At 62.7% G+C, this 16,334-nt stretch carries 17 protein-coding genes; 1 reads left to right on the forward strand and 16 read right to left on the reverse strand.

Annotated features, from left to right (window positions below; genetic code table 11):
* Positions 1 to 47 precede the first annotated feature (47 nt).
* The 14 genes from AU175_RS17225 to AU175_RS17290 form a co-directional block, all read right to left on the reverse strand.
* On the reverse strand, positions 48 to 2,612 hold the full coding sequence (locus tag AU175_RS17225) for a bifunctional lysylphosphatidylglycerol flippase/synthetase MprF (RefSeq protein WP_066292443.1): 2,565 nt from the start codon (positions 2,610 to 2,612) through the stop codon (positions 48 to 50).
* The gene (locus tag AU175_RS17230; RefSeq protein ID WP_066292445.1) at positions 2,609 to 3,919 is read right to left on the reverse strand and encodes an alpha/beta hydrolase-fold protein; all 1,311 of its coding nucleotides are present in this window, start codon (positions 3,917 to 3,919) and stop codon (positions 2,609 to 2,611) included. The genes AU175_RS17225 and AU175_RS17230 overlap by 4 nt, the downstream gene beginning before the upstream one ends.
* A gap of 5 nt (positions 3,920 to 3,924) precedes the next feature.
* Entirely contained in the window at positions 3,925 to 4,356 is a 432-nt protein-coding gene (locus AU175_RS17235) for a DUF2550 domain-containing protein (RefSeq protein ID WP_066292450.1), read from the reverse strand.
* Positions 4,357 to 4,366: 10 nt separating this feature from the next.
* Positions 4,367 to 4,651, reverse strand: coding sequence for a F0F1 ATP synthase subunit epsilon (locus tag AU175_RS17240; RefSeq protein WP_066292452.1), 285 nt, complete (start codon positions 4,649 to 4,651; stop codon positions 4,367 to 4,369).
* Position 4,652: 1 nt separating this feature from the next.
* Positions 4,653 to 6,107: a F0F1 ATP synthase subunit beta gene (gene atpD, locus AU175_RS17245; protein ID WP_066292455.1), complete on the reverse strand. Its 1,455-nt coding sequence runs from the start codon at positions 6,105 to 6,107 to the stop codon at positions 4,653 to 4,655.
* A gap of 84 nt (positions 6,108 to 6,191) precedes the next feature.
* Positions 6,192 to 7,082 (reverse strand): F0F1 ATP synthase subunit gamma, encoded by an 891-nt coding sequence (locus tag AU175_RS17250; RefSeq protein ID WP_066292458.1) that lies wholly within the window; start codon positions 7,080 to 7,082, stop codon positions 6,192 to 6,194.
* A gap of 72 nt (positions 7,083 to 7,154) precedes the next feature.
* A complete protein-coding gene (atpA, locus tag AU175_RS17255) occupies positions 7,155 to 8,792 on the reverse strand; it encodes a F0F1 ATP synthase subunit alpha (RefSeq protein ID WP_066294388.1) in 1,638 nt (545 codons plus the stop codon).
* 83 nt (positions 8,793 to 8,875) lie between these two features.
* Entirely contained in the window at positions 8,876 to 9,703 is an 828-nt protein-coding gene (locus tag AU175_RS17260) for a F0F1 ATP synthase subunit delta (protein ID WP_066292461.1), read from the reverse strand.
* Positions 9,703 to 10,254, reverse strand: a complete 552-nt coding sequence (locus AU175_RS17265) for a F0F1 ATP synthase subunit B (protein ID WP_066292463.1) — start codon at positions 10,252 to 10,254, stop codon at positions 9,703 to 9,705. The genes AU175_RS17260 and AU175_RS17265 overlap by 1 nt, the downstream gene beginning before the upstream one ends.
* A 56-nt stretch (positions 10,255 to 10,310) precedes the next feature.
* Entirely contained in the window at positions 10,311 to 10,514 is a 204-nt protein-coding gene (gene atpE, locus AU175_RS17270; RefSeq protein ID WP_009356484.1) for an ATP synthase F0 subunit C, read from the reverse strand.
* Positions 10,515 to 10,593: 79 nt separating this feature from the next.
* On the reverse strand, positions 10,594 to 11,394 hold the full coding sequence (gene atpB / locus AU175_RS17275; RefSeq protein WP_066292465.1) for a F0F1 ATP synthase subunit A: 801 nt from the start codon (positions 11,392 to 11,394) through the stop codon (positions 10,594 to 10,596).
* Between the two features lie 91 nt (positions 11,395 to 11,485).
* The gene (locus AU175_RS22465) at positions 11,486 to 11,815 is read right to left on the reverse strand and encodes an AtpZ/AtpI family protein (RefSeq protein WP_066292467.1); all 330 of its coding nucleotides are present in this window, start codon (positions 11,813 to 11,815) and stop codon (positions 11,486 to 11,488) included.
* Positions 11,808 to 12,290 (reverse strand): hypothetical protein, encoded by a 483-nt coding sequence (locus AU175_RS17285; RefSeq protein WP_066292469.1) that lies wholly within the window; start codon positions 12,288 to 12,290, stop codon positions 11,808 to 11,810. Before AU175_RS17285 ends, AU175_RS22465 begins: the two co-directional genes overlap by 8 nt.
* 102 nt (positions 12,291 to 12,392) lie before the next feature.
* Entirely contained in the window at positions 12,393 to 13,505 is a 1,113-nt protein-coding gene (locus AU175_RS17290) for an MraY family glycosyltransferase (RefSeq protein ID WP_066292471.1), read from the reverse strand.
* A 305-nt stretch (positions 13,506 to 13,810) separates the two neighbouring features.
* Between AU175_RS17290 and AU175_RS17295 the strand changes: the two genes are divergently transcribed.
* Positions 13,811 to 14,707 (forward strand): glycosyltransferase, encoded by an 897-nt coding sequence (locus AU175_RS17295; RefSeq protein ID WP_066292474.1) that lies wholly within the window; start codon positions 13,811 to 13,813, stop codon positions 14,705 to 14,707.
* Here the strand turns inward: AU175_RS17295 and AU175_RS17300 are convergent.
* Together AU175_RS17300 and AU175_RS17305 are read right to left on the reverse strand one after the other, a co-directional pair.
* Positions 14,704 to 15,462, reverse strand: a complete 759-nt coding sequence (locus AU175_RS17300) for a WecB/TagA/CpsF family glycosyltransferase (RefSeq protein WP_066292478.1) — start codon at positions 15,460 to 15,462, stop codon at positions 14,704 to 14,706. The genes AU175_RS17295 and AU175_RS17300 overlap by 4 nt on opposite strands.
* Complete coding sequence (locus AU175_RS17305; protein ID WP_066292481.1) at positions 15,462 to 16,328, reverse strand: L-threonylcarbamoyladenylate synthase; 867 nt, start codon at positions 16,326 to 16,328, stop codon at positions 15,462 to 15,464. The genes AU175_RS17300 and AU175_RS17305 overlap by 1 nt, the downstream gene beginning before the upstream one ends.
* Positions 16,329 to 16,334: the final 6 nt, after the last annotated feature.

Here is a 16,334-nt window from a genome sequence, read left to right on the forward strand (position 1 = left end):
CACGACTTAACTGTCACAAAATGTTTCAGTTCCTGAAATGGCGCTTGTCAGGTCACCAGCTCCCGGACGAGCCGGGCACCCTGCCGCACGGACAGTCCGGGCAGGTAGGCCCGGGTGAGCGCCCTGCCTATGGCCGGCAGATGCAGCGGATCCTGGTAGTAAAGGTAGAGCGTGCGGTATTCAGGCTTGAACCGTGATTTGAAGGCTGCCAGCGAACGGAAACCGTAGACGGGCTCGAGCGCATGGCCAACGACATCCAGGATCCGGACCAGGTTCTCCGCAGCCACTGGCTCTTGCTGCCCCGCCTGCTGCCCGTCCCCGTGGCCGTCCTCGGGCCGCCGTGCCAGCGGCGATCCGGACAACGAGATGACCTCCACCGACTTTCGGAGCTCCAGCACGGCCGAGGCAATCAGGAACTCCATGACCCCCGGGAAGCCCCCGGCGCCGCGGCGCATGACGTCAAGGGTGCGGCTGACCACTTTGCCGCCCTCGTAGACGGGAAGCCAACTGGTCACCCCATGCACGGTGCCGTCCCCGTCGACGGCGAGGCAGCACAATACCTCATCATCCATGAGCTCATCCAGCCCACCGAGGGTGAAGCCCATCTCAGGCACAGACTTACCGGCCGCCCACTCCTCCGACACTTCACTGAGCTGCCCGCGCAGTGCCTGCGGCAGGCCGTGATAAGTTCCCCAAACGGCCGTAACCCCCATTTTGGCCGCGCGATTCAGTGCTGTCCGCACGTTCTGCCATTCCTTGCCGCGGAATTCGAGTTCCCGCACGGCCAGCCGTGTTTCCAGGGCGACCGCCACACGGTGGAAGCCGCGGTCCTGTAACAGCGGCCAGAGGCTGGAATCGCAGGAATAGAACGCGGGAATCAGGGCATGACGGCTGCAGTGGGCGAGGAAGCCTTCAGCCACGCCGGAACGCGATGCCGGCTCGCCGAAGGGTCCCGCCAGGGTGAGTGCGACGCTTCCATGCTGCTGGTAGGCAACAGCGCCTTTGAGGTCAGGGCTGAACCAGTAGGTGTTGGGTTCCCAAAGAGCCATCCAAGACAATGAATCGCCGCCCTCATGCAACAGCCTTCGCACCCTTGTCCGGTCAGAAGCACCGGCGTCGCTGCCATGGTGACGGCCCAGGAGAATGAACCAGACGCCGGCCAGTGCGATGAACCAAAAAACGGGACCCGAAAAGGCGAAGATAAAGGACTCCGCGCCGTCCCGGTCAGCGAACACCCGCCGGTAGAGGTTGGGGATGGGGACAGGCATGTACTGCCGGGAGAGTTCGGCGAACAGCCCCAGGAGGCCGCCGTCCCGGGTCATTCCGCCGGCGCTGAGCCAGGCAACACTGTAGCCGCCTGCCAGCAGCAGCAAGGCACTTCCCAGCACAGCCAGGAGGGTGCGGCGGGCTTCAGGATGTGTTTCCACCCTGAACTGCCGCCTGTTGGCCCACAACACGGCGGCCAGCAGCAGGGGTACTGTCACAAGGGGCAGAATGTGCGCAAACCCGGACCCCATCGCCGCGGTATGGGGGCGCGACGGATAATGCGGAATCAGCGCGAACAGCGCCAGGTAGACGGCCGCCACCGCCGTGACTGCCAGCTGGACGGCCAGCGTAATGCGCAGCGCGAGCCGCCGCCCGCGGCGCATTCCGTCTGCGCAAATCAGCAGCAGGATGACGGGGACAACCGCCAGGGCCAGGCCCAGTGGTCCGGCGAACCCTTGCCGGCCGGCCTCCAGGCACGACGCTTCCACCGTGGAGCCGCCGCAGTAAAGTTCCAACTGGCCGAGGGTGGGCAACGGATTCAGGACCACGTCGCGCAGCAGGGCAAGGGGCCCTGTGGGGGTCCTTGCGACGCCCGTGAGGATGGGACCCACGGCAAAAACTGCCACCGTCAGAGCGAGCAGGTTGCGCGTTTCGCGGCCGGTGGAGCGGTGCCGGTGAAGGTGGCCGTCCTCGCCCTGGATCCACCATCCGGCGATCAGGCCAAGGAGCGCGCCCAGCAGTCCGATCACCGTTTCCGGATGGCCAACATAAAGGACAAGGAGAAGGGACACAGAGACCAGCCCAGTCCGCAGCCTCCGCCGCCAGAGGACCGAGAGCCGGCCGCTCGCCGCGAGACCAACAGCGAGAACAGCGGCATAGGGTCCGATGAGCCCGGTGTCCGCCATCAGCCCCAACCAACCGTCGCCCGCGTACCTGGCCAGCTGGGTGACCAGGAGGTATAGCGTCACTGCACCGAACTGGCCGGCGGCGAAGAAGAGGGCAGCCTGCAGTGTTCCAAGTTTCCGCTCTGCGAGTCCCAGAAGCAGGAGGATCATCAGTGATGCCGTCAGGTAGGCCAGCGGGTTGGTGGCGAAAAACATCGACGTAAACAGCGACCACCACAGGCCAGATTTCAATCCCGGTCCGCTGACACTGGCGATATCCAGCAATGTTGCCGGCGGACCGGCAAGATAGCTTCCCGTGATGGCGCCGGTCAGAAGGAAGACGGCCAGGACGCCCAGGGTGAAGGGAATCGAGCTGAGCCGTGCCTTGGATCGCTGCCACGCCGGCCGGACCACGGTGGCCCAGGCCAGTGACGCGGGCCGGACATCCGGGCCGGCAGTCACGGCTTGATACCCCAGCGGGAGGCCAGGAACCCGAGCCCGTCCGCCATCCCCCGGGACGGAGTGTCCCACGAGTGGCCGGCATGCTGCACCTGCCCTGCTTCGACAGTGAAGCCCGCCTTGCTGGCCGCTTCGGCCAGGGTGTCCATGTAGTCGACAAACTCAGGGTCCCGCTCGCCCGCCGCAAAATACACTGCGCTGGAATCGAAACGCTGATGCTTCATCCTGGACAGCGGGGTCTCGCGCTCAAAAGCAGCCGTGTCCCCGGCGTACGCTGCGTCGATTGTTTTCTGCCGCTCCTTGGCCAGGGCCGGTTCAATTTCACTGGAAAATGCCAGCACCGAGCTGTAGATGTCCGGATGCCGGGTGCCCATCTGCAGGGCACACGTTGCTCCGAAGGAGAACCCGCCGGCGGCCCATTGCCTGTGGCTGGGGTCCACGTCAAGGGTTGCGTTGATCCATGCCGGCAAGTCCACGGCCAGGTAGGTGTCCGCCCGGGCTATCCGGCTGTCCAGGCACAGGGTGTTGGCAGACTGTGACCCGTTAGGGTCCGCCACCACCACAACCGGTGCAATGCCGCCGTGGCCGGAAGCGAACTTGTCCAGGTGTGCCCGCAGCGCTCCACCGGTGAGCCAGTCGGACGGACCGCCGGGCTGTCCGGAGAAGAGCACCAGGACGGGCAGTGCGGGACGGTTTGTGGCGAAGTACGCCGGAGGCAGGTAAATATAGGCTTCCCGTGTTTCCAGCGCAGATGCCGGCCCGGGGATGTTCGCCTTCCGAAGGACGCCCCCACTGGGCATATCCCCCTGCGGTGCCCAGCCTTCCAGCGGCACCGGGGACGGGCCGCCGGGCTGGCGCATGAGGCCAGTCTCCAGGACCGGAATCCGGGCCAGCGCCGTGCCCATAAGGTCGCTGACCGTCCTGTTGAGGCCAAAGTAGGCATTGATCTGGACTCCGGTGAGCAGGAGCACCAGCAGAAATGCGACGATGCCGGCACTTTGCTGTCGCCTGCTGGCCCGCGGCATGCGGATCAGTGCCAGTATCAGGGCAGCGACGGCGGGGACCGACCAGAGCAATACGTCGTCCGGAAGATCCTCCGGAAAAGTCGAAAAGACGTCGATAAGGGCCCAGTGCACCATGCCGACCACGGCGATGCCGCCGGCGACGGAAACGAGAACTGACAGCCACCATGGGCGCGGTCCGGCCATTGCCGGGCGCCAGAGCAAATACACGGCTGCCGCCGCGCCCAGTGCGCAGGCGGTCCAAAATACCGGTCCGTCAGTCAGCCGGACATCAGAAAGGAAGTCCACGCCGGCTAGCGCCAGGTCCCCACACCGATGACGGGCCCGGCTTCCAGCCACGATGAGAGCCCGGTGTAGGCGTCAAACTTCATAGCCAGTCTCAGGTCCTGGCCCTCGTACCGCAGCTCCACAATAACGACGTCGGGCTGGACCTTCACGGCCTCTGCTTCCGTCGGCTTGCGGCGGCCCAGCAGTTCCAGGGAACTCCGTTTGAATTTGTGCTTGGGCCGGACACTGAGTGAAAGCAGACGGAACCACTCAAGGTCGTTGTCCTGGTAACGACAAACCCCCATCTGCCAGCTGTTTCCAGCTACGCAAATGGAGGCGTCCACTGTGCCCAGGGCGCGCCGCAGGTTGAAGCGGCGCACCCCGGAAAGGCACAGTGCAAGTATCAGCAATCCAAAGGCGATTGCCAAGGCGATGAACGGAAGACTCGGAGCGTCCATCAAGGTCGTGCTAGCGGATCCCAGCAGTAGCCGCGTCACCCAGCTGGGCGTTGTCAGCAACAATAACCACACGGTTGTTGTCAACGGAGAAGAATCCGCCATCGACAACTACGGCAATACGGTCACCCGAAGCCGGCTGAATCGCCAGTTCACCTTCGGCCAGGATCGCCAGCAGGGGCGAGTGGCCGGGCAGGATTCCGATCTCACCATCGCTGGTGCGGGCCTTGACCATCGTGGCCGCTCCGGACCAAATAAAGCGGTCCGCTGCGACAATCTCAACCTCAAGCTCAGCCATATTACTTGGTCTGTTCCTGGATCTTGGCCCACTGGCGCTCAACGTCATCCAGGCCGCCGACGTTGAAGAACGCCTGCTCTGCAATGTGATCGAGCTCGCCGTCGCAAATCGCGGTGAAGCCTTCAACGGTGTCCTTGATGGAAACCGTGGAGCCCTCGACACCGGTGAACTGCTTGGCGGTGTAGGTGTTCTGCGACAGGAACTGCTGGATGCGGCGTGCACGCGACACGACGATCTTGTCCTCTTCGGAGAGTTCGTCAACGCCGAGGATGGCGATGATGTCCTGGAGTTCCTTGTTCTTCTGCAGGATCTGCTTCACGCGGACAGCCGTGTTGTAGTGGTCCTTGCCGATGTACTGGGGATCCAGGATTCGGGAGGTCGACGTCAGCGGGTCAACGGCCGGGTACAGACCACGGGAGGCGATTTCACGGGAAAGTTCCGTGGTCGCGTCGAGGTGTGCGAACGTCGTGGCCGGGGCCGGGTCGGTGTAGTCATCTGCGGGAACGTAGATGGCCTGCATCGAGGTGATGGAGTGGCCCTTAGTGGACGTAATGCGCTCCTGGAGGAGGCCCATTTCGTCGGCAAGGTTGGGCTGGTAGCCCACAGCCGAAGGCATGCGGCCGAGGAGGGTCGAAACCTCGGAACCTGCCTGCGTGAAGCGGAAAATGTTGTCGATGAAGAGCAACACGTCCTGGTTCTGCACATCGCGGAAGTACTCCGCCATGGTCAGGGCCGACAGTGCCACCCGCAGACGCGTTCCCGGCGGTTCGTCCATCTGGCCGAATACAAGGGCGGTGTCCTTGAGGACACCTGCCTCTTCCATTTCAACCCAGAGGTCGTTGCCTTCACGGGTACGCTCGCCAACACCGGCGAATACCGAGGTACCACCGAAGTTGCGTGCAACACGGGTGATCATTTCCTGGATCAGGACGGTCTTGCCCACGCCGGCGCCGCCGAACAGACCGATCTTTCCACCCTTGATGTACGGGGTGAGAAGGTCGATCACCTTGATGCCGGTCTCGAGCATCTCAGTGGAGCCTTCGAGGGAGGCGAAGGCCGGAGCCTTACGGTGGATGGGCCAGCGTTCGCTGATCTCCAGTTCCGACTCTGCTACGTCAAGGGGCTGACCCAGGACGTTGAAGATGTGGCCTTTGACGCCGTCACCCACGGGCACGGAGATCGGGGCACCGCTGTCAACCACGGACGTACCGCGGACGAGTCCGTCGGTAGCCTGCAGGGAGATGGCGCGGACGAGGTTGTCACCCAGGTGCTGGGAGGTCTCGAACGTGATGGTCTTGGTTTCACCGTTGAGTGTGATCTCGGTGGTGAGGGCGTTGTAAATCGAGGGGATTGCGTCAGCCGGGAATTCGACGTCGACAACCGGGCCAATAACACGAGCAATACGGCCGGTGGCACCGGACGTTGCGGCTACGTGTTCGGTAGCAGTGGCAGTCATCTCTCTCACTTCACTCAGTAGATGGCGTGGGGTTAAGTTTATCTGTTGTGGTGCAGGTTCCGCGGGAACCGAAACTGCCGAAGGCTAGGACGCGAGGGCGTCTGCGCCGGCAACGATTTCGGAAAGCTCCTGCGTGATTTCAGCCTGGCGGGCCGTGTTGCGCAGACGCGTGTACTTCTTGATGAGGTCCGTCGCGTTGTCGCCGGCGGACTTCATCGCCCGCTGGCGCGCAGCAAGCTCGGAAGCTGCTGCCTGCAACATGGCTGCGAAGATACGGGATTCGATGTAGCGCGGCAGCAAGGCATCAAGAACCTGCTCCGTTTCCGGTTCGAACTCGTAGAGCGGCAAGAGGTCCGATTCCGAAGCTGCCTGCTCTTCAACGACCTCAAGCGGAAGCAGGCGGATTACCGTCGGCTCCTGGGTGACCATGGACTTGAAGCGGGTGTACACAACGTGGATTTCGTCCACGCCACCCTCTTCATAGGCCGTTGCGAAATCCGTCAGCAGCGCTTCTCCGACTTCGCGGGCAGTGGCGAACTCAGGGGCGTCGGTGCCGCCGGTCCAGACCCGCGCGTACTCGCGGTTCCGGAACTCGTAGTACGCCTGTCCCTTGCGTCCGACCAGGTAGGTCTTGACTTCCTTGCCTTCAGCGTGGAGCAGCTCGTTGAGACCTTCCGCCTGCTTGAGCACACTCGCCGAGTAGGAACCTGCCAGGCCACGGTCCGAGGTGATTACCAGGACTGCGGCACGGCGGATCTGCTCCGGCTCAGTGGTCAGCGGGTGGTCGATTTCGCTTTGGCTGGCGACAGCAGAAACGGCGCGCGTGATGGCGTTCGCGTAAGGCAGTGAAGCTGCTACGCGCGCCCGGGCCTTGCCGATGCGCGAGGTAGCGATCAGTTCCATCGCCTTGAAGATCTTGCGCATCGACGTGGTCGAGCTGATCTTCTGGCGGTAGACCCGGATCTGGGCTCCCATACTTATCCTTTCCTAAGATTCCGTAGCCCGGATGCGCCGGACCCGTGGGTCCGGCGCATCCGACCAGCGGAACTAGCGCTTCTGCTTGACGATTTTTTCCTGGTCGACGTCGCCCTCGGAGATAGCATCATGCTCCTCGTGGCCGGCACCTACCAGGTGGTTGTCACCCTCGCCGAAGAAACCCTTTTTGAAGTCCACGATCGCGGTCTTCAGTGCTTCTGCGGTGTCATCGCCCAAGACGCTGGTCTGGGCCAGCGTGGTGAGGATCGATGACTTGTGCTTGAGGTGCTCCAGGAACTCGGCCTCGAAGCGGCTGATGTCTTCAACCGGCACGTCGTCGAGATAGCCGTTGGTACCTGCCCAGATGGACACAACCTGGTCCTCGACCGGGAACGGCGAGTACTGGCCCTGCTTGAGCAGTTCCATCAGGCGGGCGCCGCGGGTCAGCTGCTGGCGTGAAGCCGCATCCAGGTCCGAAGCGAACATGGCGAATGCCTGCATGTCGCGGTACTGGGCCAGGTCCAGCTTCAAGGTACCCGAGACCTTCTTCATGGACTTGACCTGGGCAGCACCACCAACGCGGGACACCGAGACACCAACGTCAACAGCAGGACGCTGGTTGGCGTTGAAGAGGTCCGACTGGAGGAAGATCTGGCCATCGGTGATCGAGATCACGTTGGTCGGGATGTAGGCGGAAACGTCGTTTGCCTTGGTCTCCACGATGGGCAGGCCGGTCATCGAGCCTGCGCCGAGCTCGTCGGAGAGCTTTGCACAACGTTCCAGCAGACGGGAGTGCAAGTAGAACACGTCGCCCGGGTAGGCTTCGCGTCCCGGCGGGCGGCGCAGCAGCAGCGAAACGGCGCGGTAGGCTTCAGCCTGCTTGGACAGGTCGTCGAAGATCACCAGAACGTGCTTGCCGCCGTACATCCAGTGCTGGCCGATGGCCGAACCGGCGTAAGGGGCCAGGTACTTGAAGCCTGCGGGGTCGGAAGCGGGAGACGCCACGATGGTGGTGTACTCCAGTGCGCCGTGGTCCTCAAGGGTCTGACGGACGGCTGCGATGGTGGACGCCTTCTGGCCAACACCGACGTAGACGCAGCGCACCTGCTTGGTGACGTCTCCGGAAGCCCAGTTGGCCTTCTGGTTGATGATGGTGTCAACGGCGATGGCCGTTTTGCCGGTCTGGCGGTCGCCAATGATCAGCTGACGCTGGCCGCGGCCGATCGGGATCATGGCGTCGATGGCCTTGAGTCCGGTCTGCATCGGTTCGTGGACCGACTTGCGCTGGGTAACGCCGGGCGCCTGGAGTTCCAGCGCACGGGTGGTCTCAGCCTTGATTTCGCCGAGGTCATCGATCGGCTGACCGAGCGGGTCAACTACGCGTCCAAGGAACGCGTCGCCAACCGGTACGGAAAGGATCTCACCGGTGCGGTGCACTTCCTGGCCTTCTTCGATGCCCGTGAAGTCACCGAGGATGATGACACCGATTTCGCGGACGTCAAGGTTCTGGGCCAGGCCCAGAGTGCCGTCCTCGAAGCGAAGCAGCTCGTTCGCCATGACCGAGGGAAGGCCCTCAACACGGGCGATGCCGTCACTTGCGGTGGTTACGCGGCCAACCTCTACGCGCTCTGCGTTTCCGGGTTCGTAGGACGCCGCGAACTCGTTCAACGCATTACGGACGTCGTCGGCGTTGATGGTCAATTCGGCCATCTGCAGTCCCTGCTCTCCTGTTTTCGTGATCATCGTTGCTCACGATGACCGGGGTTTCTATCAGTTAAGTTGTGCTTGTCCGGCTAGCTTGCCAGTTGGCGGTGAAGCTGGCCCAGCCGGGAAACAACGGAAGCGTCAAGCACTTCGTCGCCCACCTGGACACGGATTCCGCCTATCAGTGCGGGATCAACATTGATGTTGACCTTGAGCTCGCGACCATACAGGGAGTTGAGCCCTGCCTGGAGGCGGCTGAACTGCGTCTCAGTCAAAGGACTGGTGACGCTGACAGTTGCAATCCAGCGCTGCTGCCGTTTGGCCGCCAACTCGGCGAACCGGGCCACCAACCTGGTCGGCTTGAGGCCGCGGGGCTGGGAGACGGCCTGGCCGATAAGGACTTTGGCTTCCTCGCTTGCGCCAGGAACCAGCCTCTCGGTGAGGGTGGTCTTTGCAGTACCGCTTGCCTGTGGTTCGGACAGAGCACGTTGTACCTCGTGGCTGGAGGCAACGGCCTGGTTGAAGGAGAACAGATCGTTCTCCAGCTCTTCCAGCCCAGAGATTCCGGAGGCAGAAACAGCCGACTTGTTTTCAGCGACGGCGATGACCACCGTTGCGGCAAGAGTCTCGAGTGCATCGCCGATATCCCGTGCCGATGCCCAGCGCAAACTGGCCAGCCCACCCGCGATATCCGCAGCATCAGCGGAGACTTTCCCGCCAAACAGCTGCTTGACCAGCGCCGACTTTTCGTCACCGCTACGGGACGGGTCAGTCAGGGCGCGGCGCAAGCCAGCCGAGCTGTCCACCGTTCCCAGGATTCCGAAGAGTTCCTTAGCCAACCCCAGCGAAGCCGTCGGAAGCTTGGCTTCCAACGTGGTCAGTGCCGTGGCCAGCGATTCGCTCGATACACCTGCCATTACTGAGTTGCACCTGCGTTCTGGTTCTCCAGATCTGCCAGGAAGCGGTCAACAACGCGGGCCGCACGCTCGTCGTCGGTGAGTGCTTCACCAACAATGCGTCCTGCCAGCGTGGTGGCCAGTGTGCCCACCTCGGAACGCAGGGACACAACAGCGGCCTGGCGCTCCGATTCGATCTGCACGTGCGCCTGCGCAGTGATGCGGGCGGACTCTGCAGCAGCCTTTTCCTTCAGATCCGCAAGGATCTGAGCGCCTTCGGCACGGGCTTCCTCGCGGATGCGGTTGGCCTCTGCACGGGCGTCCGTGAGCTGCTGCTTGTATTCTTCGAGGGCTGCAGAAGCTTCTGCCTGGGCCTTCTCGGCCTTGGCGATGCCGCCCTCAATTGCCTCAGCGCGCTCTGCGAATGTCTTCTCGAACATCGGGACAACGAACTTGACCACGATGAACATGAGGACAGCAAAGCCGACGAGGACAACGCCCATTTCCCAGACGTTGGGTACCAGTGGGTTAGTCTCGCCCTCTGTGGCGGCTGAGATGATCACCTGGTTCATAATTCACCCGTCCTTATCTACTCGGTTCTGGATGTTCGCTTGGTTCTGAAGACAGACTAGAGAACGAAGGCGAAGACCAGGCCGAGGATGGCAAGGGCTTCAGTCAGCGCGAGGCCGAGGAACGCGATCGGCTGCAGGACGCGCTGGGCTTCCGGCTGGCGGGCCACACCGTTGATGTAAGCGGCGAACACCAGACCAACACCGATACCACCTCCGATTGCGGACAGACCGTAACCTACGAGGTTGAGATTGCCTTCCATTTTTCTTCCTTTCAAGATGCCACCCATGTGGCAGGTTGTTTGGGTTGCTTCATCCCCGCGAGGGGAAGCTTTTGGGAGCCTAGTGGCTGTCGGCGTGAAGTGCGCCTTCGATGTAGATCGCGGTCAGCAGGGTGAACACATAGGCCTGCAGGACCATGATCAGGGCTTCAAGCATGTACATGGCGATCGCGCCGCCAAGGACCAGGAGGGAGGTGCCCTTCAGCAGGATGTTCTCCTGCATGATGAGGAACTCGATGCCATAGCCGGCGATCATCACAATGAGGTGGCCGGCGAGCATGGTCGCGAACAGACGGAGGCTGTGCGTGACAGGCCGGACCAGGAAGTTGGAGATGATCTCGATCGGGATGACGATCGGGAGGATGTACCAGGGAACACCGGAAGGAACGGTTGCGAGCTTGAAGTAGCGCAGTCCGTTCTTCTTGATGCCGATGGCGATCCAGGTGAAGTAGACAATGCCAGCCAGGACATAGGCGCCGCCGACGTGTGAGAACGTGGGGAGCTGGAAGAACGGGATGGCCCCGTAGATGTTGTTCACCAGGATGAAGAAGAACAGGCTGAACAGCAGCGGGACGTACTTCATAAAGTCCCGGCCGCCGATGATGTCCTTGGCAATGCCGTTGCGGACGAAGCCGTAGGCGGCCTCGCCGGCGAACTGGAGCTTGCCGGGTACCAGCTGCTGCTTGCGTGCGGCAAGCACGAAGAAGACGGCGATAAAGGCGACAGAGAGCAGGACAAGCAGCATCTGCTTGGAGAATCCCTCTGCGGCACCCCACGGCAGGATTGCCGGCAAATGCATTTCGTTAATTCCAGGAGGAGTGAAGTCTCCTGAATTTTGGGCCGGGAGCGCAAGCGCGATCAACGCGTTTCCTCTCTGCAGTGTCCATCATTGGGCGTTGGGCAGGGACCGGCGGCCGTTAGGCCTGCTGTTCCCGTTGTGAAATTATTTGGCATTAGTGTTTGCCGTCCTTGGACGGCCCGCTGGCAGCAGGGCGATCCCCAGCCTTTTTTCGATTGCTGGTGAGGCCATGCATGTGGGAAAGGTAAAAACCTCCGACGGCTCCAAGCAGAGCGCCTGCGAGCACAATCCAGCGCGTTCCCCACAGATAATCCAGACCCCACCCTATCAAACTCCAGACGATGATTCCGCCAATTATGTAGCTGAAGACGGCCATCCCGGCGTTGTATCCGCCGTCGTTGTTTTCACTGGACACGCCAGGGGCGGAACCGGTTACCCGGGGCTTGGAGGAGCCACTGCTTCCCTCTCGTTTCCGATCAGACATCGCGCGGTTCCTTGGTCTCGGGGTCGTTGTAGATCTGCAGCCGGGCCTTGCTGAAGCCATAGATCTCGGCAGCCTGCCAAAGCACTACCGCGGCGACGGCACCTGTCAGGAACCAACGGCCGTGCAGCCACTCCGGGGCCCCAATAACGAACAGGACAACGGCGAATCCCACGACCTTGACGAAGTACGTCGCAACAAACACGCCAATGGCGCCTGAGGGGTTGCTGCGTCCTACAAAGTGGCCTACCAGGAGGCTGATCCCGAAGAACACCATCACCAGCAGTCCGCCAGCGGCAGCCGACACGGCGCCGTTCACGCCATCGAGAAGCGCAGCAGCCACTGAGCACAGGACCAGGCCGGCCGAGGCGGCCAACGAGCTGAGTGCGAGGAGGCGAAGCCACAGCGACCCGGTGGGACCGGAGACGCCAACGGACCCGTTCCCGGACGCGGATCCGGAGTCGGCGTTGGAGGTCATGTGATCCCAATCGTCGGTACCCGGCAAGCAGCCAGGAGAGGTGGAGGGACAGCTTCAGCTGCCCCTAAATTCTACACGAGATAGAAATATTTCCGAACAGGGTTACGCCGCCGATTCTTCGCTCCTCCGGGTCAGGTAGGGCCACGCCGTTACGAGGCCCATTACCAGGGTCGCAAAAATGTCCACAGACAGCACGATTTGCCAGGGGAAGACGGCAAAGGCCAGGCCGCCGAAGGAGAGGACGCCAGTCCATAGGTACATCAGGATCACCGCGGTCCGGTGCGAATAGCCGATGTCCAGCAGTTTGTGATGGAGGTGGCCGCGGTCCGCGGACCACGGCGAACGGCCGCGGGCTGTCCTCCTGACGACGGCAAGGCCCAAGTCAAGCAAGGGCAGGAAGAGCACAGCGAACGGCAGCAGGATGGGTATGACGGTGGAGATACCGTTGGCGCGGTCGTACAGCCCTGAGGTGATCTGGCCTGTGGAGACGATGCCGGCAGATGACATCAGCAGCCCGAGCAGCATGGCCCCCGAGTCGCCCATGAAGATTTTCGAGGGGAACCAGTTATGCGGCAGGAACCCGATGCAACTGCCCACCAGGACTGCAGTCAGGAGGGTAGCCAGGTCAGAATAGTCGAGAAGTACGGCATTCCGGTGGACCCAGTACGCGGTGAAGAAAAACGCGGTCCCGCCGATGATCGCCACACCGGCCGCCAATCCGTCGAGGCCGTCGATGAAGTTGAAGGCGTTCATGGTGGTGACGATGAGTCCGGCAGTCAGCACTATCCGGACCATCTCGTTCTCCAGGAAGATCGGCTCCGGAACCCAGGGAACAATTGTCATCCGGACTCCCCAGATGGCCACTACAAGGGCCGCAGCGCTCTGCCCGATGAGCTTGACCCACCAGCGGATATCCAGCAGGTCATCCGCCACGCCCACCAGGACGATCAGCGCCCCACCGGCCAGGACGCCCCACGGCGAGAAGTTGTTTCGGTAGATGTCCTTGACGAAGAAAGATTGGCTGGCCACGATCAGGGCCACCATCACGCCAAGGAAAATGGCAACGCCGCCAAGCCGCGATACCGGCGTCGAATGCATGTCGCGGCTTCGGATGGGCATGTGGAGTTCAAGCCGGTTTCCGATGACCCGGGCACCCCAAGTGGCCGAGTAGGACACGACGGCAGCCGTCAAGCCCATAAGCAGGTACATAATCATGCGATGGCGGCCGTTTCGTCGGTGCCTGCCGCGGCTCCTGGAGCTGTGACAGTGCTGGGCAGCCACATCATTGGCTGTTCCGTGGTCGATGGGCTCACTGGCCGGGGATCTGTTCTTCGATAAATGAAACTTCTCCGTCGCCGGGCGCGCAGCAGGCAGTGCTTTTTTCGTGTACGCAGTGCCTTACAGGGCTGTATTACAGTGGACTCTAGTCAAAGATACTAGCGCCAACGGCTTCATGGCTTCGCGCCACACGGCGCACTGCGAGCGGGGAATTCCCTGTCAGCCATGCTGAAAGGAAGTCCATGACCCCCCGTATTGCTGTTGCTGCGGTGACCTTCGACCGTCACCGCGAACTGTCCATTCTGTTGGACGCCATCAACGCACAGTCCGTAACAGTGGATAGCATTTGCCTCATTGACAGCGGCACGAGTCCCGCACGTGACGTAGCCGCAACGCATCCCAACGTGGACTACGTCCGTTCGGAGGCCAACCTCGGCGGCGCCGGAGGCTTCGCCCTGGCAGCGCTCAAGGCCGTTGCCAGCGGGGCCGAATGGATCTGGATGATGGATGATGACGCCGAACCGGCGGACCCGGAATGCCTGGCCATCCTGCTTCGCGAAGCTGAGGCCCGTGACCTCGAAGCCGTGGTTCCCCTCGTTGTCGCACCCGGCCAGCCCGACCGGCTGTCCTTCTTCTTCCGGCTTGACGGAAAAGTCACGCATGACCGTGCGGAGGTAGAGAAAGTGGGCTTCCTGCCGGATGACGGGCACTTCTTTAACGGTGCTCTGATCCGATCGGATGTCTTCTTCAAGGTGGGCCTGCCGGACATGCGCCTCTTCATCCGTGGCGATGAAGTGGACTTCACGATTCGGCTCCGCAAGGCAGGCATCCGGTTCGGCACCGCAACCACCACGGCCATCACGCATCCGCATGCTTTCTCGGAAACCAAGCACGTCTATGGCGCCGGCTGGCATGTCATCGTGCCGGAGTCGGCTTTCAAGCGCTATTACTACTACCGCAACCGCGGCTACCTGATCCGCCGCTATTTCCGGATCAAGTCGTTCGTGGCCGATGTCGGCGGCTATGCCGGCTATTTTGTCCAGCGCCGGGACCTGGCCGGGTTCCTGGACTGGGCCAGGTCCTTCACCACGGGCCTGCGTGCCAAGGGATTCGCTCCCCTGGAGGACCAGAAGTTCTAGGCGGTTCGTCTGAGGCGGCGTCGGGCAAGCAGCCACAGCAGCACCCACGGCTCACCGAAAACACGGTAGGCCACCCTCCTCGGGTGCAGAAGCAGGCGCCAGGCCCACTCAAGCCCCAACCGTCCCAGCCAGCGGGGAGCCAGCTTCTGGACTCCGGCGATCTGCTCAATCGCTCCGCCCACGGTGCAGTAGATGGCCGGTGGAAGGGTGTCCAGCCTGCGCTGCAGCACTGATTCCTGCAAAGGCATGCCCAGTCCCAGCAGTACAAGCTGGGGACGCTGTCCGATGAGCCAGGCGGCGGCGTTGTCCTCGACGTCGTCGTTCCAGCCTTCGCCGGGAAAACCTGTGACCGTGGCGGACGGGACAATGCCTTCCAGCCTTGCCACGGCCTTGGCGTTCGCCTCGGTTCCGGCCCCGACCACCGCGATCCGTTCCAGTCCTGCCAGCTGCCCCAATGCAGGGATCCAGTCGGTTGAGCCAAGGCGGTACTCCATGACAGGCCCGGATGCCTGGCCGGTGCGGCTCCACAGCCAAAGCACCGGCGCACCGTCCAGGAGCACAACGTCGCTGTCCTCATAGAGCCGGCGGAAGCCGGGATCGGAGTGCGTCAGTGTCACGCTGTGAAGGTTATGGCCGACGACGGTCCGCGTCCGGCCGTCGCCCACGAACCCTTCGAGCACACTCATCAGCTCGTCAACTTTCAGGGGCGTGGCGTCGACTCCCAGGACCGGGATGCGCTGTCGGAGCAGGGTCATCACGCTTTTGGCTCCTGTTTGGGCCCGGCAGGCTCCGCGCCGGCTGCGCCTGCGGAAGGTTCATCTGCAGTTTCGTTTATCGGAGCTACAGCCACCGGAATTTCATCGGCGGAACGGTCATCGCCTGGAGTTTCAGGCACCGCAGCGTCGTCCACGGGAGCTTCAGTCACCGGAGGTTCGTCGGCCGGTTCTTCAGCCATCGGGATTTCGCCTAGCCCCAGCACTCCGGGAACGTGCTCCCGCAGCTGCTGCAGGGAGACGGCACCGTTCCGGACCACGCGGAGCAGGGGTCCGGTGGCATCAACAATCGTCGAAGGAACACCCTCGGTGCCCTCCAGGGGTCGGAATCCGCCTTCAAGGTAGACCTCCACCGACTCGGCAAGCTGCTCCCGCGCCTCGGCCGCGGTTTGCGCGGCGGCGTGGCCGGTCCGGTTGGCCGACGAAACCGCGAGCGGGCCGGTCAGCGTGAGCAGTTCCTGGGCCACCTCGTCGGCGGGCATCCGCAGGGCGACGGTTCCCTTGGTGTCACCCAGGTCCCAGTCCAGGGACGGCTGGGCGTGCAGGATCAGCGTCAGCCCGCCGGGCCAGAATGCTTCCGCGAGTTTCCGGGCGTCCGCGGACACATCGGTGGCGAGCCCGTCCAGGGCATTGATCCGCGGGATGAGCACCGGCGGCGGCATGCTGCGGCCACGTCCCTTGGAAACCAGCAGCATGGTGACAGCCTGCGGCGAAAAGGCATCGGCGGCGATTCCATAGACCGTGTCCGTGGGAAACACCACGCACTTCTTTTCGCTGATGGCGCGCTGGGCGTGTTCCAGCCCCAGGGCGCGCTGATCGTCTGACGTGCAGTTGTAGGTTGTGGTCACTGTTTT

The sequence above is a fragment of the Arthrobacter sp. B6 genome (genome assembly GCF_001663775.1).
In the GTDB taxonomy this organism is placed as follows: Bacteria; Actinomycetota; Actinomycetes; order Actinomycetales; family Micrococcaceae; genus Arthrobacter.